The organism is Enterobacter sp. V89_11 (genome assembly GCF_029967775.1).
Classification (GTDB): domain Bacteria; phylum Pseudomonadota; class Gammaproteobacteria; order Enterobacterales; family Enterobacteriaceae; genus Enterobacter; species Enterobacter ludwigii.
In genome coordinates this window covers 101,016-118,310 of sequence record NZ_JASCAN010000024.1, presented here as the reverse complement: position 1 = coordinate 118,310, position 17,295 = coordinate 101,016, and the positions used below count along the sequence as shown (strand labels likewise).

Below are 17,295 nucleotides of genomic sequence, written 5' to 3'. Positions count from 1 at the left end.
ATTACATTATTTTCGAAATAATAAAAAACAGACATGCAAAAGCCGTCCACGGAATATTTTCCGTAGACGACAAGAGCCAGAAATATAATTAAAGGCCGAGCGCTTTTTTACCGGCGTTAATTACCTCGATGATTTTATCGGTGTCATAGATACACCCTTTCCAGGTGCCGCCGCTCACCGACTGCAGAGCCGCCCACAGGCGGGTATCGTCCGGTAAAAATGCATGGGCGTGCAGGTCAGGATGCACCGGACGCGACGCCAGCACGCGCGCCCCCTCTTCCGGCGTCAGCGGCTGTTCCGCCGTGCCGATAAAGTTAACGCTGCCCGTTAAGGACAGGCGGTCGACGCTGATCTCAATGATATCGTTGTCGCGCAGCTTGCCGATGGGGCCACCTGCCAGCGCTTCCGGCGACACATGGCCGAAGCACGCCCCGGTTGATACCCCCGAGAAGCGCGCATCGGTGATCAGCGAGACCGTCTTGCCCCACGAGATATGTTTCAGTGCGGAGGTCAGCTGGTAGGTCTCTTCCATGCCGGTGCCGGACGGGCCTCCGCCAATCACCACCATAATATCGCCCTGCTGGATCGCTTCCTGCTTAATGGCCTTGATGGCCTGCGCTTCAGAGACAAACACCCGCACCCGGCCGGTATGGCGGTAAACGCCATCGTCATCCACAACAGACGGGTCGATGGCCGTGGCTTTGATCACCGACCCTTCGGGCGCGATATTGCCGGTCGGGAAGCAGACCGTCGAGGTCAGGCCTTTCGCGTGGGCGCGCTCAGGCGGCAGGATCACGTCATCCGGATCGACGCCATCCTGCTCGCGCAGGCACTGACGAAAACGCGCCCGACGCGCTGAGTTTTCCCACCAGTCGAGGTTATCCCCGACCGTCTGGCCGGTAACGGTCATGGCATCTTCATGCAGCAGCCCCAGCTTGCGCAGATGGAGCATCACCTCCGGCACGCCGCCCGCCAGGAAAGCACGCACAGTCGGGTGGTAGTCCGGGCCGTTTGGCAGCACGCTCACCAGACGCGGAACCTTACGGTTGATGCGCGTCCAGTGCGCCACATCCGGAATGGTGCAGCCCGCCGCATGGGCAATCGCCGGGATGTGCAGCAGCAGGTTGGTGGAGCCGCCAAACGCCGCGTGAAGCACCATGGCGTTTTCAATGGCTTTGTCGGTCAGGATATCGCGGGTCGTGATCCCACGGTTATCCAGCTCGCTCACCGCCCGCGCAGACTGACGGGCAATCTCCAGCCACACGGCCTGCCCGGACGGGGCGAGCGCGGAGTGCGGCAGCGCCAGACCCAGCGCTTCGGCCACCACCTGTGACGTTCCCGCGGTGCCGAGAAACTGACAGCCGCCGCCGGGTGATGCGCAGGCGCGGCACCCCAGCTCGGCGGCTTCCTGCAGCGACAGCTCATGGTTAGCGAAACGCGCACCAATGGTCTGCACTTTTCCGGCATCTTCCCCCACGGTAGGCGGCAGCGTCGCCCCACCCGGCACCAGAATGGTCGGCAGATCATGCATGGAGGCCAGCGCAATCATGGTCGCGGGCAGCCCTTTATCGCAGGTTGCCACGCCGATCACCGCGCGCCGCGTCGGCAGGGAGCGGATCAGACGACGAAACACGATCGCCGCGTCATTACGGTACGGCAGGGAGTCGAACATGCCGTGGGTGCCCTGAGAGCGTCCGTCGCACGGATCGCTGACGAAGGCCGCAAACGGGATCCCACCATTACGGGTGATCTCCTTCGCCGCCGCCTGCATCTGCATGCCAATCTCCCAGTGCCCGGTGTGGTAGCCCAGCGCAACAGGTCGTCCGTCCCCGGCGCGAATGCCGCCCTGCGTACCGATAATCAGCACCTCTTTGCCGGTCAGCTTGTTGGCGTCCCAGCCCATACCGGCGTTTTGCGTCATGCCAAACAGGTTACCGCTGGGGGATTCCATCAGCATTTGCGGCGTCAGCGGCAGCGCCCCCTGCGGCCCGGCCGCATGGGTGATGACGGCATAAAACGCATCGTCCTGTGGGGTGAAAATTTTCTCAATGGTCATCGTCATCTTCCGGCTCAGCAGAGCTTGAGCTGTTGCAACAGGGTTTTCAGCTGCGCCTTACGCGGTTCATCCAGTGGCGACGCGGGCGGCAGCACGTATGTGGAGATCGGGCGGCCGCACAGCACAATCGCCTCTTTAATGACGTTCACAAACGGCGTATCGAGCTGATACATCTGCGGTATTTGCAGCAGGATCTGGTGGTATTCGGCCGCCTTCGCCACCTCCTGGTCACGCCAGGCCTTCAGCAGATTCACCGACACCTGCGGAGCAAAGTTACCGCTGGCCGAGATCGCGCCATCGCCCCCCAGCAGCAGCGTATTAAACAGATGATCGTCATAGCCGCACAGCACCGTGAAGTGCGGATGGGCAGATTTGACGTTGTGGATCATGCTGCGCAGATGGGCGACGGAATCGATCGTGTCTTTGATGCCGACAATATTGCTCCGCGAGTCGGCCAGGGTTTTGACCAGCGCCGGAGTCAGATCCTGCCCGGTCAGCGCCGGGAAGTTATACAGCATTACCGGCAGCGTGACGCTGTCTGCCACCTGTTCGAAATAGCGGATCAGATTCGATTCAGACACTTTCCAGTAGTACGGGTTGATCACCACGATCCCGTCGGCGCCGGCCTGCTGCGCATGCTGGCTCAGTTCAAGGGTTTCCCGGGCGTTGGTGCCACCGGTGCCGATCAGCACCGGCACCCGGCGATCGACATGATCGATAGCAAACCGGGCAATGGTTTTACGCTCTTCGGCGTTTAGCTGGGAGAACTCGCCGCCGCTGCCCAAAAAGAACAGGCCATCGACGCCTGCGGCGATCAGGTCGTCGATCAACGCGGCAGTGCCGTGTTTATCAAGCTGTCCATCGGCGGTAAAGATGGTGGAGACAGGGGGAATGATTCCCGTGAACAACGCGGTCTGCGGCATGAGATCTCCTTGCTGAATTATCTTGTTCTACATTATAGAACAGCGTTCATTAATTTAACGATCATACTATGACGCAGAAAAAGCGCAGGTAAATGGGAGGCGAGGAGGGAGTGCGGAAAATATAAGCTGGATCACATAATGACGGGCTGCGGCCTGATGCTTTCACCCTCTCCCACCGGGAGAGGGAACATTTCACCCTTCTCTTACGCTAACAGGGCTTACCCCACCAGCATTTTCACTACCACTTTACGCACCTTCGCAGGCGCGCCCACCGCGCACAGCGGCTTATGCACTTCACCCGGATAGAACACCACAAAATCACCTTCACTTAACACCACCGTTTTCTCCTGCCCGCCCTCGGGCAAAAACGCGATGTCTTTATCCGCCAGCCAGTCGGTGTCCGGCGTACCGTGCGGCAGGGTACTGAAGGTCATCCCCTCCTGGCCTTTCATGATTATCTGAATATCCAGATAGCGGGCGTGATACTCAGCGCGGCGCTCGGCAAACGGCTGGGTCATATCTTCAGACACCAGATAAAACAGGCTGTTGCCGTCGATGTCGTGTTTGCCGCAGGGGGTAGCATCGGTAACGTGCGCCTTGACGTACTCGATAGCCTGACGCAGTTCTTCAGGTAGCCAGGACTGCAGATGATGGATGTTGCCAGCGATCATAAATAAACCCTCAATATAAAACAGCGTTTCATTTTAATCTTTTATACGAGAATTCAGACTGTCCTACCACCGCTTTTTCGATGAGTTTTGCGCGAGCGCATGTTTATCGGGAAATGTGTTACTTCACTGTTAATCGCTCACAGGCATTTATGCAGTCTTTATGCATAACCTCAGCCCTCCGCTTTCAGGCCGTGATGCTAACTTACTGATCGTATACGCTTCATAGCAAAACTCTCTGTGACTTCACACTTTATCATTTTGGTAATTTGCTATTAAATCCCATAATTATTTATTGATTTTTCTTAAGTCGAAAATAGTTAATGGATAATAGTGCATAGTCATTCTGCGCGCCGTTTAATTATCATTAAAATCAATAGCATAACTAAATATGTCAAAACATTAAATTCTACAAAATAATAACAACTCCAAATAATGCCAACGGATCCTGCTTAGCTATTCACCCGCAAATATAATCAAATTAATCATTATCTGATACGAATCATGCAAATGAAAACAAACTCCTTAATAGCTATTCTCACGTGAGCGACGTCACAATATTCATTATTTAAGCGCCTACTATAAATCTCGAAATCAATTGAGCTTAGCCGCCATGTAAATAAACACATCACATGGCGCATGCCCTTTTTATTCTGAAAAACAGTTAAAGGAATAATTATGGAAAAGCATTACGTCGGTTCTGAAATTGGTCAATTGCGTAGCGTTATGCTGCACCGCCCAAATTTAAGTCTGAAACGTTTAACGCCATCGAACTGCCAGGAGCTGCTATTCGATGATGTGCTCTCGGTTGAGCGGGCGGGTGAGGAGCATGACATCTTCGCTAACACCCTGCGCGAACAGGGTGTGGAAGTCCTGCTGTTGACCGACCTTCTCACGCAAACCCTTGATATTGCAGAGGCCAAAACCTGGCTGCTGGAGACGCAAATCTCTGACTATCGCCTCGGGCCAACCTTTGCCGGCGACGTGCGCGGCTGGCTGGCAGATATGCCACACCGCGAACTGGCACGCAGATTAAGCGGCGGATTAACCTACGGTGAAATTCCGGCTGCCTTTAAAAATATGGTGGTGGATACCCACACGGCAAATGATTTTATTATGAAGCCACTGCCTAACCATTTATTTACCCGCGATACCTCGTGCTGGATTTATAACGGCGTGTCAATTAACCCGATGGCCAAAGCGGCCCGCCAGCGTGAAACCAATAATCTCCGGGCCATATATCGCTGGCACCCTGCATTTGCCGATGGCGATTTTATTAAGTATTTCGGCGATGAAAACATTAATTACGACCACGCCACGTTAGAGGGCGGCGACGTATTAGTCATTGGCCGCGGCGCAGTGTTAATCGGCATGTCTGAACGCACCACGCCGCAGGGCGTTGAGTTCCTCGCCAATAGCCTGTTCAAACACCGCCAGGCCGAGCGCGTCATCGCTGTGGAACTGCCAAAACACCGCTCCTGTATGCACCTCGATACCGTCATGACCCACATCGACGTGGACACTTTCTCCGTCTACCCGGAAGTGGTGCGCAAAGACGCTCAGTGCTGGACGCTCACCCCGGACGGCCGCGGTGGCCTGCTGCGCACCCAGGAAACGGATCTGCTACACGCCATTGAAAAAGCGCTCGGCATTAATCAGGTACGCCTGATCACCACCGGCGGCGACGCCTTTGAAGCCGAACGCGAACAGTGGAATGACGCGAATAACGTGCTGACCATCCGCCCGGGCGTGGTGATTGGCTACGAGCGTAACGTCTGGACCAACGAGAAATATGACAAAGCGGGTATCACCGTGCTGCCTATCCCGGGTGACGAACTGGGACGCGGCCGCGGCGGCGCGCGCTGCATGAGCTGCCCACTGGAACGCGACGGAATTTAAAGGAGCCATCATGGAACGAAAACCCACTCTGGTTGTGGCGCTTGGCGGTAACGCATTGCTGAAACGCGGCGAGCCGCTGGAAGCGGAGATCCAGCGCCAGAACATCGAGCTAGCGGCCCGCACTATCGCCGGGCTGACGGAACAGTGGCGCGTGGTACTGGTTCACGGCAACGGGCCACAGGTTGGGCTGCTGGCGCTGCAAAACAGCGCGTACGACAAAGTCACCCCCTACCCGCTGGACATCCTCGGCGCCGAAAGTCAGGGAATGATCGGCTACATGCTCCAGCAGGCGCTGAAAAACAACCTGCCCCAGCGTGAGGTGAGCGTCCTGCTCACCCAGGTGGAAGTGGACGCCTCCGATCCGGCGTTTACCAACCCGACCAAATACATCGGCCCGGTCTACAGCGAAGCCCAGGCAAAAACGCTGCAGGCGGAGAAAGGCTGGGTGTTCAAGGCCGACGGCAGCTATTTCCGCCGGGTGGTTCCCTCTCCACAGCCGAAACGCATCGTTGAGAGCGACGCCATCACGGCACTGATACAGCGCGATCACCTGGTGATCTGCAACGGCGGCGGCGGCGTGCCGGTGGTGGAAAACGCCAATGGGTATCACGGCATTGAAGCGGTGATCGACAAAGACCTCTCTGCCGCCCTGCTGGCGCGCCAGATTGAAGCCGATGCCCTGCTGATCCTGACCGATGCCGACGCGGTGTACCTCGACTGGGGCAAACCAACCCAGCGTCCGCTGGCACAGGTCACGCCGGAACTGCTCAGGGGCATGCAGTTTGACGCCGGTTCGATGGGGCCAAAAGTGGCCGCCTGCCGCGAGTTTGTCGAGGCCTGCAACGGCATCGCCGGGATCGGCGCGCTGGCCGACGGGGCAGACATTCTGGCGGGCGAGAAAGGCACGTTGATTCGCCACTGAACCGTATTTTCCCCTCACCTTCCCTCTCTCCCTGTGGGCGAGGGTCGGGGTGAGGGCACCAGACAACACCATTTTAAAAGGGACGACCCAATGACCATCAATCTGAAAAACCGTAATTTCCTCAAACTGCTGGACTACACCCCGGCAGAAATCCAGTACCTGATCGACCTGGCCATCGAACTCAAAGCCGCCAAAAAAGCCGGACGTGAAAAACAAACCCTGGTCGGGAAAAACATCGCCCTGATTTTTGAAAAAACGTCCACGCGCACCCGCTGCGCCTTTGAAGTCGGAGCCTTTGACCAGGGCGCACAGGTGACCTACCTCGGCCCAAGCGGCTCGCAGATTGGCCACAAGGAGTCGATGAAAGACACCGCCCGCGTGCTGGGGCGGATGTACGACGGCATCGAGTATCGCGGCTACGGCCAGGCCATCGTGGAAGAGCTGGGCGAGTATGCGGGCGTGCCGGTGTGGAACGGCCTTACCGACGAGTTTCACCCCACGCAGATCCTCGCCGACCTGATGACCATGCTGGAGCATGCTCCGGGCAAAACCCTGCCGGATCTGAGCTTTGCCTACCTTGGCGACGCGCGGAACAACATGGGCAACTCCCTGATGGTCGGTGCCGCCAAAATGGGGATGGATATCCGCCTCGTCGCACCGAAATCGTTCTGGCCGGAAGCCGGGCTGGTTGAGCAGTGCCGCGCCATCGCCAAAGAGACCGGCGCACGCATCACGCTCACCGACGACGTGGAGGAAGGCGTACACGGTGCCGATTTCCTCTACACCGACGTGTGGGTCTCGATGGGCGAGCCGAAAGAGGCCTGGGCCGAGCGCGTCAGCCTGATGAAGCCTTACCAGATTAACGCCCAGGTGATGAAAGCCACCGGCAACCCGAACGTCAAGTTCATGCACTGCCTGCCGGCGTTCCACAACGAACACACCAAAGTCGGCCGTGAAATCGAGATGGCCTACGGCCTGAAAGGACTGGAGGTGACGGAAGAGGTCTTCGAATCACCGAACTCAATCGTCTTTGACGAAGCAGAGAACCGCATGCACACCATTAAAGCGGTCATGGTGGCGACACTCGGCGACTAATCACCGCCCGGCGCGCCACGGGGTGCGCCGGGTACAGGAGAACATCATGGGCAAGTTCAAGTTTCCCTCCGCTTACACCATTCTCTTTTTTCTGATTGCCGTTGTGGCGGCACTGAGCTGGGTCGTGCCTGCCGGTCAGTATCAGATGGCAATGAATGAAACCCTCGGTAAAGAAGTGCCGATTGCCGGAACGTACGCGCACGTGGCGGCGCATCCGCAGGGGCTGGTTTCCGTACTGATGGCCCCCATTGCCGGGCTGTACGATCCCGTTTCCGGCCAGGCCGGGGCGATCGACGTCGCGCTGTTTATCCTGATCATCGGGGGATTTCTCGGGATCGTCACCAAAACCGGGGCGATCGACGCCGGGATCGAACGCGTAACCACCCGCCTTCGCGGACGTGAAGAATGGATGATCCCGATCCTGATGGCGCTGTTCGCGGCTGGCGGCACCATTTACGGCATGGCCGAAGAGTCCCTGCCCTTTTATACCCTGCTGGTCCCGGTGATGCTGGCCGCCCGTTTCGATCCGGTTGTCGCTGCATCCACCGTGCTGCTCGGGGCCGGGATCGGCACGCTCGGCTCCACCATCAACCCGTTTGCTACGGTGATCGCCGCTAACGCCGCCGGGATCCCGTTCACCAACGGTATCGCCCTGCGCGTGGCGCTGCTGGTGATCGGCTGGATCATTTGCGTGGCATGGGTAATGCGCTATGCCCGTAAAGTGCGGCTGGATCCGTCATGCTCCATCGTCGCAGACAAGCAGGAAGAGAACCTCGCCCACTTCCTCGGCAATAAAGGCGAGCAGTCGCTGGAATTTACCCCGGTGCGCAAAATCATTCTGCTGATCTTCGCCCTCGCCTTCGCGGTGATGATCTACGGCGTAGCGGTGCTGGGCTGGTGGATGGCGGAGATCTCGGCGGTATTTTTGGCCAGCGCCATTATCGTCGGGCTGATTGCCCGCATGAGCGAAGAGGAGCTGACCTCGACGTTTATCAACGGCGCGCGAGATTTGCTGGGCGTCGCGCTGATTATCGGCATTGCGCGCGGTATCGTAGTCATTATGGATAAGGGCATGATTACCCACACCATTTTGCACAGCGCGGAAGGGCTGGTCAGCGGGTTGTCCACGGTGGCGTTTATCAACGTGATGTACTGGCTTGAGGTCGTGCTGTCGTTTCTTGTGCCTTCTTCGTCCGGCCTGGCCGTTCTGACGATGCCGATCATGGCACCCCTTGCTGATTTCGCTAACGTCAACCGCGACCTGGTGGTTACGGCTTACCAGTCGGCCTCCGGCATCGTTAACCTGGTCACGCCGACCTCAGCGGTTGTGATGGGCGGTCTGGCGATTGCCCGTGTGCCTTACGTGCGTTACCTGAAATGGGTTGCGCCGCTGCTGGCGATCCTGACGGTGGTGATTATGGTGGCGTTAAGCCTGGGTGCCTTGTTGTAATTTGCCGGCTGGCACTGCGCCTGTCCGGCCTACGGACCGGTGCGGTGCCACCGGTTATGTCGGGAACTGATATGGGAAATATGATGGATTACGAAGACTGCTCTCCCAGAGAACAACTGCAGCTAACGGTGTGCCAGCAGCTGATCGCCGAAAAGAGTTATCTCTCCCAGGAAGAAATCCGCCGCGATTTGCAGGAGAGAGGGTTTGACAGCATCAGCCAGTCGACCGTTTCGCGTCTGCTGAAATTGCTCGGTGTCATAAAAATTCGAAATGCCAAAGGGCTAAAGATTTATTCGTTGAATCCTCAGTTGCGCCCTGCCCCCGATGCCGCGCGTACCGTTTCCGAAATGGTGGTGAGCGTGGAGCATAATAGCGAATTTATCCTTGTTCATACCGTGGCCGGATATGGCCGTGCGGTGGCGCGAATTCTGGATTATCACCAGTTACCGGAAATTTTAGGTGTGGTTGCCGGAAGCAGTATCGTCTGGGTCGCTCCACGGGTGGTGAAGCGTACTGCGCTGGTGCATAAACAAATTAATTATTTACTCAGAACGAATTAATATTCATAAAGAACCGTTTGCATTGAGTAAAGTGTGCATTAAACCCCTTGATCCGAAAATCGAGCTGCGTATAATGCCCGACAATTTGCCGGGAGGAAGCATGGTCAAGCGTGTACGACATAACGTCTTACCGCGTCTGAAATCAGACGCTGGCCTGCCGTTTTTCTTCCCGTTGCACAATCTATTCCCAGAGCCCCTCATTTGAGGGGCTTTTTTTTGCCCGGCGTCAGGAGATAAACATGAATCCGCTTTATCAAAAACACATCATTTCCATAAACGACCTCAGCCGCGAAGAGCTGGAACTGGTTCTGGAAACCGCGGCAAAACTGAAGGCAAATCCGCAACCGGAACTGCTGAAGCACAAGGTGATTGCGAGCTGCTTCTTCGAAGCGTCGACCCGCACCCGCCTCTCCTTCGAAACCTCCATGCACCGCCTCGGCGCGAGCGTGGTAGGGTTTTCAGACAGCAGCAACACCTCGCTGGGTAAAAAAGGCGAAACGCTGGCGGATACCATTTCAGTTATCAGTACTTACGTTGACGCGATTGTGATGCGCCACCCGCAGGAAGGCGCGGCGCGTCTGGCGACCGAATTTTCCGGCGGTATTCCGGTGCTGAACGCCGGAGACGGGGCCAACCAGCATCCGACACAGACTCTGCTGGATCTGTTCACCATTCAGGAAACGCAGGGCCGTCTGGAAAACCTGAACATCGCCATGGTGGGTGACCTGAAATATGGCCGTACCGTTCACTCGCTGACCCAGGCGCTGGCGAAATTTAACGGCAACCACTTCTTCTTCATCGCGCCGGACGCGCTGGCGATGCCGCAGTACATCCTCGACATGCTGGACGAAAAAGGGATCCCGTGGAGTCTGCATGCCAGCATCGAAGAGGTGATGGGCAACGTTGATATTCTGTATATGACCCGCGTACAAAAAGAGCGTCTGGATCCGTCTGAATACGCCAACGTGAAGGCTCAGTTTGTGCTGCGCGCCAGCGACCTCGACGGTGCACGCGAGAATATGAAGGTGCTGCACCCGCTGCCGCGTATCGATGAGATCACCACCGACGTGGATAAAACGCCACACGCCTGGTACTTCCAGCAGGCCGGAAACGGCATCTTCGCCCGCCAGGCGTTACTGGCACTGGTTCTGAATCGCGAATTGGCTCTGTAAGGGGAAATGACAATGACACACGATAACAAACTCCAGGTTGAAGCCATCAAACGTGGCACCGTGATTGACCACATCCCTGCCCAGATCGGCTTTAAGCTGCTGACGCTGTTCAAGCTGACCGAAACCGATCAGCGCATCACCATCGGCCTGAACCTGCCGTCGGGTGAAATGGGCCGCAAAGACCTGATCAAGATTGAAAACACTTTCCTGACCGACGAGCAGGTTAACCAGCTCTCTCTGTACGCGCCGGATGCCACCGTGAACCGCATCGACGAGTACGAAGTGGTCGGTAAATCCCGTCCTAATCTGCCGGATCGCATTGAAAATGTGCTGGTCTGCCCGAACAGCAACTGCATCAGTCATGCTGAGCCGGTTTCGTCCAGTTTTGCAGTGAAAAAACGTGCCGATGACATCGCACTCAAATGCAAATACTGCGAAAAAGAGTTTTCTCATTATGTGGTGCTGGCCAACTAATTGAGGTTGGTAAAGGATCCCGGCCTCCCTATAATGGCCGGGAACATTTAATCAGCTGTTATTCTGGAGAAATCATGACCAAAGTACTCGCGACGGAAAATGCACCAGCGGCTATCGGCCCATACGTTCAGGGCGTTGATCTGGGTAGCATGATTATTACCTCTGGCCAGATCCCGGTGAACCCAAAAACGGGTGAAGTGCCAGAAGACGTGGCGGCGCAGGCGCGTCAGTCGCTGGAAAACGTACAGGCTATCGTGGAGTCTGCGGGTCTGAAAGTGGGCGATATCGTGAAAACCACCGTGTTCGTGAAAGATCTGAACGATTTCGCGACCGTTAACGCCACGTACGAAGCGTTCTTCACTGAGCACAACGCCACTTTCCCTGCACGCTCCTGTGTGGAAGTTGCGCGTCTGCCTAAAGACGTGAAAATTGAAATCGAAGCGATCGCCGTACGTCGCTAAGTTTCAGTCAGGGGCAGCCGAGGCTGCCTTTGCGCCCGGCAGGCAACGCGCTACCGGGCGTTTTGCTACTGATTCCGCGTCGCCCGTAGCAGCGTTTCCAGCGGATACACCGCCGCAATCACCACTTCATCCTGTATTTTCGCCGCGTTATCCAGCTCGCCCTGAATAGAGGCAATTTCGTTGTCATCCAGCGTCCCCTGACGCGCCACCAGATCCGTCAGCCGCAGACCAATCGAGGCCAGCTTATCCACCTCCTGAATGACCGGTTTAATCGCCTTCAGTGCGTAGCTGTTTTCACTTAATGCCAGCGCATCGCTGGTGTTACTTTGCCAGCGGTTGAAGACGTGGCGCAGCGCGTCGGCGCTTTCCGTGTCTTCCGCGTCGCTGACCAGGCGGTCAGCCCATTTGTTCATCTGGCGCACCGTGGCACTTTCGGCGTTGAGCGCATCAGCAAACCGGTTAAGCGGTTCGAACTGATGGTAATTTCCGGCCTGGAACTTAAGGTGCTGACGGGTGTAATACTGCGCCGGCTCGATTGCCTGCGCGAGGATTTGCAGCGGAAGGGTATCGGCGTTATTCGCCAGACGCGTGAACTGCACCTGCTGCTGAGTATGCTGCTGCAGCCCGACCGAGACCGTCGACCAGCTGTCCATCGCCTGCAGGCGGGTGTACATATTGTCGACATCGTTAACGTCCTGCGCGGACCATAACCGCTCCGCCACCGCAAAGGTGCGCGGCCACAGGCGGATATCCAGCACCGGTGCGACCACGTTTTCCGCCCACAGCGCGGCTTCCCCGCCGAGCAGGTTCACCTGATGAGCGGCGTCCGGTACCACCGGCGGGATGCCTTTGGGGATATCGTCCAGCCGCTTGCCGCTAATGGGATAGCGGGCATTGCCCACCAGGAAATAGCCGCTCAGCTTATCGTTGTCCACCGACACCACCGGGCGCGTTTCGCCCATCCAGGTATCGACGGTAAACGTCACCTGATTGTCGTCGCGCCACGCAATATCCTGTACCGCACGACGGGATTTCCCGGCGAAATCAATAAATCCACGCCAGCCGGAATCCCCTTTCACCAGGGTGAAGCTCCCCTCCACCGGCTTGCCTTTCAGACGCGGCATGGTGAATGTCCAGCTTTGAGCGCTGTCGGTGTCGCCAATCACATCCTCGCCGTTTAACCCCTGCGGCATAATTTCATTGCGGTAGTGATAGGCGGTGGACTGGGGCTGATCGAGGTAAAAGCCGGTCGAGAGAATGCCTTTATAGCCATTTTGCGCCACCTGCCCCAGCGCGTCCTGGCCCTGCCAGGACTGGATCAAGATGCTTTTTGGCAGATCAGGATGAGCAATTTCATCCCAGCCCACCATCTGCCGGTGGTGTTTTTCGAGGATATTTTCCAGCTTGCGATTGAAATAGGCCTGCAGGGCGTGGCTGTCTGCCAGTGTGTTGTCGCGCATAAACTGCTGAATGGCGGCGTTCGCTTTCCACTGGGTGTCATCCACCTCATCGCCGCCGATATGCAGATACGGATCGGGGAAGATCGCCGCCAGTTCACTGACCATCGCCTCCGCAAACTGATAGGTCGCCGCTTTTGTCGGATCCAGGACCGGTTTCAGCACGCCCCAGTGGCGTTCCATCACATACGGTCCCGGGGCGCTCATCAGTTCCGGGTAGGCCACGGCAATCGCCGAGGCGTGGCCCGGCATGTCGATCTCCGGCACCACGCGGATGCCGCGCTCGGTGGCATAGCGCACAACGTCGCGCATCTGTTCCGGCGTGTAAAACAGCCCGTCGCTGGCGAGCTGCGTGAGCTTTGGATAGCGTGTCGAGCTGAAGCGCCAGCCCTGATCGTCGGTCAAATGCCAGTGCAACACGTTGAGTTTTGCCGCCGCCATACCGTCAATCTGCCGCTTGATATCCGGCAGCGGGATAAAGTGTCGTGCCGAGTCAAGCAGCAGCCCACGCCACGGGAAACGGGGGGAATCCTCAATAGTGACCCACGGCAGGGAGGTGTTTTCCGCCCCGTTTTGTATCAGCTGGAGCAGGGTTTCCATGGCGCGCAGCGCGCCAAAACGGGTGTTGGCGGTGATATCCACGCCACTGGCATCGACCGTGAGCGTATAGCGCTCATCGCTGTCCGGCAGCGGCTGCGGCTTCACTTTTTTGGTAATGGCAATGCGGATAGTGGGCTTGTCCGGTTTAACGGCCTGCGGCTGTAGCGTCCAGCCGGTTTGCAGGGCGATGCGCTGGCGCAGACGGTTGACCGCGTCGCCGAGGTCGTCTCCGGTAACGCTGACGGAAAGGGTGTTGTTGAGTACCAGTGCGCCCTGCGTCGCGGGACGTTCAACCTTCGCAGGCCAGGGCATCAGGGGAAGGTCGCCTGCCGGAGCGGCAAGCGCTGACGCGCCGAGCATCAGCCCGGCGGTTAAGAGACTGTACCGTAACATGAATGTTCCTTATCTGACGGGCCAAATAAAGGCAAAACATTCAGTTAACATGCGCTCATTTTGTCGTCAAGCGAATGCGCTGACGGAGATCACAGGTTGTTGAATTTGGGAGGAAACGTACCCCTCTCCTGTGCCGGGAGAGGGGAGAAATCACTGCCACCCATACCGACGGCTATAGAAGCCTTTGACCATCTGCGTCAGCACCATGTAGCCCGCGAGGATCGCCACCAGCCACGGGAAGTAGCTCAGCGGCAGCGCCTGCAGCTGGAGGTAACTGGCCAGCGGCGAGAACGGCAGTGCAATGCCGAGCGCCATCACGATACCGGTCATGACAATCAGCGGCCACGCGGCCCGGCTCTGGATGAACGGGATGCGACGCGTACGGATCATATGCACAATCAGCGTTTGCGACAGCAGCCCTACCACGAACCAGCCGGACTGGAACAGCGTCTGGTGTTCCGGCGTGTTGGCATGGAACACAAACCACATCAGGCAGAAGGTCAGAATGTCGAAGATGGAGCTGATCGGGCCAAAGAACAGCATAAAGCGCCCCAGATCGGACGGGTTCCAGCGCTGCGGCTTCTGGATCTGCTCGTCGTCCACGTTATCAAACGGGATGGCGACCTGAGAGACATCGTACATCAGGTTCTGTATCAGCAGGTGAAGCGGCAGCATCGGCAGGAACGGCAGAAACGCACTCGCCACCAGCACGCTGAAAACGTTACCGAAGTTGGAACTGGCGGTCATCTTGATGTACTTCAGCATGTTGGCGAAGGTACGACGTCCCTCGATAACGCCCTCCTCCAGCACCATCAGGCTCTTTTCCAGCAGAATGATATCCGCCGCTTCACGGGCAATGTCCACCGCACCGTCTACAGAGATACCAATATCCGCCGCACGCAGGGCGGGCGCATCGTTAATGCCGTCGCCCATAAAGCCCACCACATGCCCTTCGCGACGCAGCAGGGTGACAATGCGCTCCTTGTGCATGGGTGTCAGCCGGGCGAACAGCGTGGTGCGCTGCGCAAGCGTCGCCAGCGCATCATCGGAGAGGGGCTCAATATCACTTCCCACAACGACGTCACCCGCATCCAGCCCCACTTCATGACACACTTTGGCGGCCACCAGCTCGCTGTCGCCGGTAAGGATTTTCACGGTGATGCCGCTGGCCTTTAACGCTTTCAGCGCAGGCGCGGTGGTCTCTTTCGGCGGATCGAGGAATGCGATATAACCCTCGAGGATCAGATCGGATTCGTCGATACGCTGATAGTCCCCTTCGCGTGCAGGCAGGAATTTACTCGCCACCGCCACCACGCGCAGCCCCTGACGGTTCAGGTTATCGGTGACGCGCTTGATACGGCGCAGCATGGTTTCATCCAGCGGCACAATGTCGCCGTTATAGCGCACCTGGGTTGAGACATTGAGGATCTCCTGCAATGCGCCTTTGCAGATCAGCTGATGCACGTCCGGATGCTCGCTCACCACCACCGACATGCGGCGGCGCTCGAAGTCGAACGGGATCTCATCCACTTTCTGCCAGCGCCCGGAAAGCGTGCGGGCAGATTCTTCATCCACGCCTTCGAGCACGGCGACGTCGAGCAGGTTTTTCAGCCCGGTCTGGTAGTGGCTGTTCAGCCAGGCGCTGTGCAGCACGCGATCGCTGGTTTTACCGGCGATATCGGTGTGGTTCTCCAGCACAATTTTGTCCTGGGTCAGCGTGCCGGTTTTATCGGTGCAGAGAATGTCCATCGCGCCAAAGTTTTGAATGGCATCCAGGTGTTTGACGATCACTTTCTGTTTTGACAGTTTGACCGCTCCGCGCGCCAGCGTGGAGGTGACAATCATCGGCAGCATTTCAGGCGTTAACCCTACGGCGACGGAGAGCGCAAACAGCGCCGCTTCCCACCAGTCGCCTTTGGTATAGCCATTGATCAGCAGCACAATCGGCGTCATCACCATCATAAAGCGGATCAGCAGCATGCTGACGCGGCCAATCCCCTTCTGGAAGGCATTCGGTTCGCTCTCCTGCTCGCTCACGCGCCCGGCCAGCTGTCCAAACCAGGTGTTGCCGCCGGTAGCGATGACCATTGCCTGCGCCGTGCCGCTGACCACCGTAGTGCCCATAAAGCAGAGGGTGTCACACTCGAGCGGGTTCATCTGCTGCGGGTCGCGGGTGCGCGCCACTTTTTCCACCGGCAGAGATTCACCGGTCAGCGAGGCCTGCGCCACGAACAGATCCCGCGCCTGAAGAATACGTAAATCCGCGGGGATCATGTCGCCGGCCGCCAGCTTCACCAGATCGCCCGGCACCAGCTGGTCGATAGGCAGCTCAACCCAGGCGTTCTCCCCGAGATCGTTAATGACGCGCGAGACGGTTGCGGTGTTGCTTACCATCGCTTTCAGGGCGTCTGCCGCGCGGGTAGAGCGGGCCTCCTGAATAAAGTTCAGCAGCGTGGAGATCCCCACCATCAGGGCGATAACCCCGGCGGCAAACAGATCTTCGGTGGCATAGGAGATAATGCCAAGCACGGTCAGCAGCAGGTTGAACGGGTTACGGTAGCAGGTCCACAGATGCACCCACCACGGCGCCGGTTTTTGCGCCGGAATTTGGTTATCGCCATGCACGGCACGGATTTTTTCCACTTCCGCCGCGTTCAGCCCCTCCGGATGCCCGCCAAAGGCACGCCAGACTTCGTTTTCATCCATCGCCGCCACGTTCAGGCAGCGTTGGCTCAGGGAAGCAGGGATCGCTGCAGAGGCCATATTTTTGGCATTTGGCAGCGGGTCGCGCTGAACAAGACGATGTGGCAGGTGGCGGCTCAGCATCGCCTGCAGCTGCCGGGTGATATTTTTAAACATAGTCATTCCCCCGCGCCCGCAAACGCGGACACAGTATTTCCTGCAGGCGTGGCAAGGCCGTACCTGACAGGCACTTAATGTTTTAAGCAGGAACGTGCAGGACGTTGCTGCCTCACATACCGGTGAGACAGCACAAAGGCTGGCTTACCGGAAAGAAAGAACGCTCCCGTTCAGGAGAAGCGTGGGATCGGGATCCATGTCACCTCCGGTAAGTAAAAAAGTAGGGTGCCGCCGCGCAGTATAAGGATTTAACCGTACCGTTTGCGGCGATTCGGGCGGTATTATACTCCCCCGCAAATAAACCGA

At 57.6% G+C, this 17,295-nt stretch carries 14 protein-coding genes; 9 read left to right on the top strand and 5 right to left on the bottom strand.

Features of this window, described 5'->3' with window-relative positions; genetic code table 11:
- Window positions 1-88 precede the first annotated feature (88 nt).
- From yagF to QLG09_RS17895, 3 genes are all read right to left on the bottom strand, one after another.
- Window positions 89-2,056, bottom strand: coding sequence for a xylonate dehydratase YagF (gene yagF / locus QLG09_RS17905; RefSeq protein WP_049023685.1), 1,968 nt, complete (start codon window positions 2,054-2,056; stop codon window positions 89-91).
- Window positions 2,057-2,070: 14 nt separating this feature from the next.
- Window positions 2,071-2,979 (bottom strand): 2-keto-3-deoxygluconate aldolase, encoded by a 909-nt coding sequence (gene yagE / locus QLG09_RS17900; protein WP_049023686.1) that lies wholly within the window; start codon window positions 2,977-2,979, stop codon window positions 2,071-2,073.
- 218 nt (window positions 2,980-3,197) lie between these two features.
- A complete protein-coding gene (locus QLG09_RS17895; protein ID WP_014168409.1) occupies window positions 3,198-3,650 on the bottom strand; it encodes a YhcH/YjgK/YiaL family protein in 453 nt (150 codons plus the stop codon).
- Between the two features lie 675 nt (window positions 3,651-4,325).
- Between QLG09_RS17895 and arcA the strand changes: the two genes are divergently transcribed.
- From arcA to ridA, 9 genes are all read left to right on the top strand, one after another.
- Window positions 4,326-5,546 (top strand): arginine deiminase, encoded by a 1,221-nt coding sequence (arcA, locus tag QLG09_RS17890; RefSeq protein ID WP_020885388.1) that lies wholly within the window; start codon window positions 4,326-4,328, stop codon window positions 5,544-5,546.
- 10 nt (window positions 5,547-5,556) lie between these two features.
- A complete protein-coding gene (arcC, locus tag QLG09_RS17885; protein WP_282489224.1) occupies window positions 5,557-6,468 on the top strand; it encodes a carbamate kinase in 912 nt (303 codons plus the stop codon).
- Window positions 6,469-6,558: 90 nt separating this feature from the next.
- Entirely contained in the window at window positions 6,559-7,563 is a 1,005-nt protein-coding gene (argF, locus tag QLG09_RS17880; protein WP_020885389.1) for an ornithine carbamoyltransferase, read from the top strand.
- A 46-nt stretch (window positions 7,564-7,609) separates the two neighbouring features.
- On the top strand, window positions 7,610-9,013 hold the full coding sequence (locus tag QLG09_RS17875) for a YfcC family protein (RefSeq protein WP_020885390.1): 1,404 nt from the start codon (window positions 7,610-7,612) through the stop codon (window positions 9,011-9,013).
- Between the two features lie 80 nt (window positions 9,014-9,093).
- Window positions 9,094-9,573 carry an ArgR family transcriptional regulator gene (locus QLG09_RS17870; protein ID WP_025205741.1) on the top strand — a complete coding sequence of 160 codons (480 nt, stop codon included), beginning with the start codon at window positions 9,094-9,096 and terminating at the stop codon, window positions 9,571-9,573.
- Between the two features lie 100 nt (window positions 9,574-9,673).
- A complete protein-coding gene (locus QLG09_RS17865) occupies window positions 9,674-9,778 on the top strand; it encodes a pyrBI operon leader peptide (RefSeq protein WP_168769597.1) in 105 nt (34 codons plus the stop codon).
- A gap of 34 nt (window positions 9,779-9,812) precedes the next feature.
- Window positions 9,813-10,745, top strand: a complete 933-nt coding sequence (gene pyrB / locus QLG09_RS17860) for an aspartate carbamoyltransferase (protein WP_014168402.1) — start codon at window positions 9,813-9,815, stop codon at window positions 10,743-10,745.
- Window positions 10,746-10,757: 12 nt separating this feature from the next.
- On the top strand, window positions 10,758-11,219 hold the full coding sequence (gene pyrI / locus QLG09_RS17855) for an aspartate carbamoyltransferase regulatory subunit (RefSeq protein WP_025205744.1): 462 nt from the start codon (window positions 10,758-10,760) through the stop codon (window positions 11,217-11,219).
- 74 nt (window positions 11,220-11,293) lie between these two features.
- Window positions 11,294-11,680, top strand: coding sequence for a 2-iminobutanoate/2-iminopropanoate deaminase (gene ridA / locus QLG09_RS17850; RefSeq protein ID WP_014168399.1), 387 nt, complete (start codon window positions 11,294-11,296; stop codon window positions 11,678-11,680).
- Window positions 11,681-11,745: 65 nt separating this feature from the next.
- On the opposite strand, the gene QLG09_RS17845 is transcribed toward ridA, so the two are convergent.
- The gene (locus QLG09_RS17845) at window positions 11,746-14,130 is read right to left on the bottom strand and encodes a family 20 glycosylhydrolase (RefSeq protein ID WP_282489223.1); all 2,385 of its coding nucleotides are present in this window, start codon (window positions 14,128-14,130) and stop codon (window positions 11,746-11,748) included.
- A gap of 150 nt (window positions 14,131-14,280) precedes the next feature.
- Window positions 14,281-16,989 (bottom strand): magnesium-translocating P-type ATPase, encoded by a 2,709-nt coding sequence (mgtA, locus tag QLG09_RS17840; protein ID WP_020885394.1) that lies wholly within the window; start codon window positions 16,987-16,989, stop codon window positions 14,281-14,283.
- Window positions 16,990-17,295: the final 306 nt, after the last annotated feature.

Excerpts from the sequence above, each read along its gene's own strand:
- yagF (WP_049023685.1), bottom strand. The coding sequence starts at position 2,056 with ATGACCATTGAGAAAATTTTCACCCCACAGGACGATGCGTTTTATGCC.
- yagE (WP_049023686.1), bottom strand. The coding sequence starts at position 2,979 with ATGCCGCAGACCGCGTTGTTCACGGGAATCATTCCCCCTGTCTCCACC.
- QLG09_RS17895 (WP_014168409.1), bottom strand. The coding sequence starts at position 3,650 with ATGATCGCTGGCAACATCCATCATCTGCAGTCCTGGCTACCTGAAGAA.
- arcA (WP_020885388.1), top strand. The coding sequence starts at position 4,326 with ATGGAAAAGCATTACGTCGGTTCTGAAATTGGTCAATTGCGTAGCGTT.
- arcC (WP_282489224.1), top strand. The coding sequence starts at position 5,557 with ATGGAACGAAAACCCACTCTGGTTGTGGCGCTTGGCGGTAACGCATTG.
- argF (WP_020885389.1), top strand. The coding sequence starts at position 6,559 with ATGACCATCAATCTGAAAAACCGTAATTTCCTCAAACTGCTGGACTAC.
- QLG09_RS17875 (WP_020885390.1), top strand. The coding sequence starts at position 7,610 with ATGGGCAAGTTCAAGTTTCCCTCCGCTTACACCATTCTCTTTTTTCTG.
- QLG09_RS17870 (WP_025205741.1), top strand. The coding sequence starts at position 9,094 with ATGATGGATTACGAAGACTGCTCTCCCAGAGAACAACTGCAGCTAACG.
- QLG09_RS17865 (WP_168769597.1), top strand. The coding sequence starts at position 9,674 with ATGGTCAAGCGTGTACGACATAACGTCTTACCGCGTCTGAAATCAGAC.
- pyrB (WP_014168402.1), top strand. The coding sequence starts at position 9,813 with ATGAATCCGCTTTATCAAAAACACATCATTTCCATAAACGACCTCAGC.
- pyrI (WP_025205744.1), top strand. The coding sequence starts at position 10,758 with ATGACACACGATAACAAACTCCAGGTTGAAGCCATCAAACGTGGCACC.
- ridA (WP_014168399.1), top strand. The coding sequence starts at position 11,294 with ATGACCAAAGTACTCGCGACGGAAAATGCACCAGCGGCTATCGGCCCA.
- QLG09_RS17845 (WP_282489223.1), bottom strand. The coding sequence starts at position 14,130 with ATGTTACGGTACAGTCTCTTAACCGCCGGGCTGATGCTCGGCGCGTCA.
- mgtA (WP_020885394.1), bottom strand. The coding sequence starts at position 16,989 with ATGTTTAAAAATATCACCCGGCAGCTGCAGGCGATGCTGAGCCGCCAC.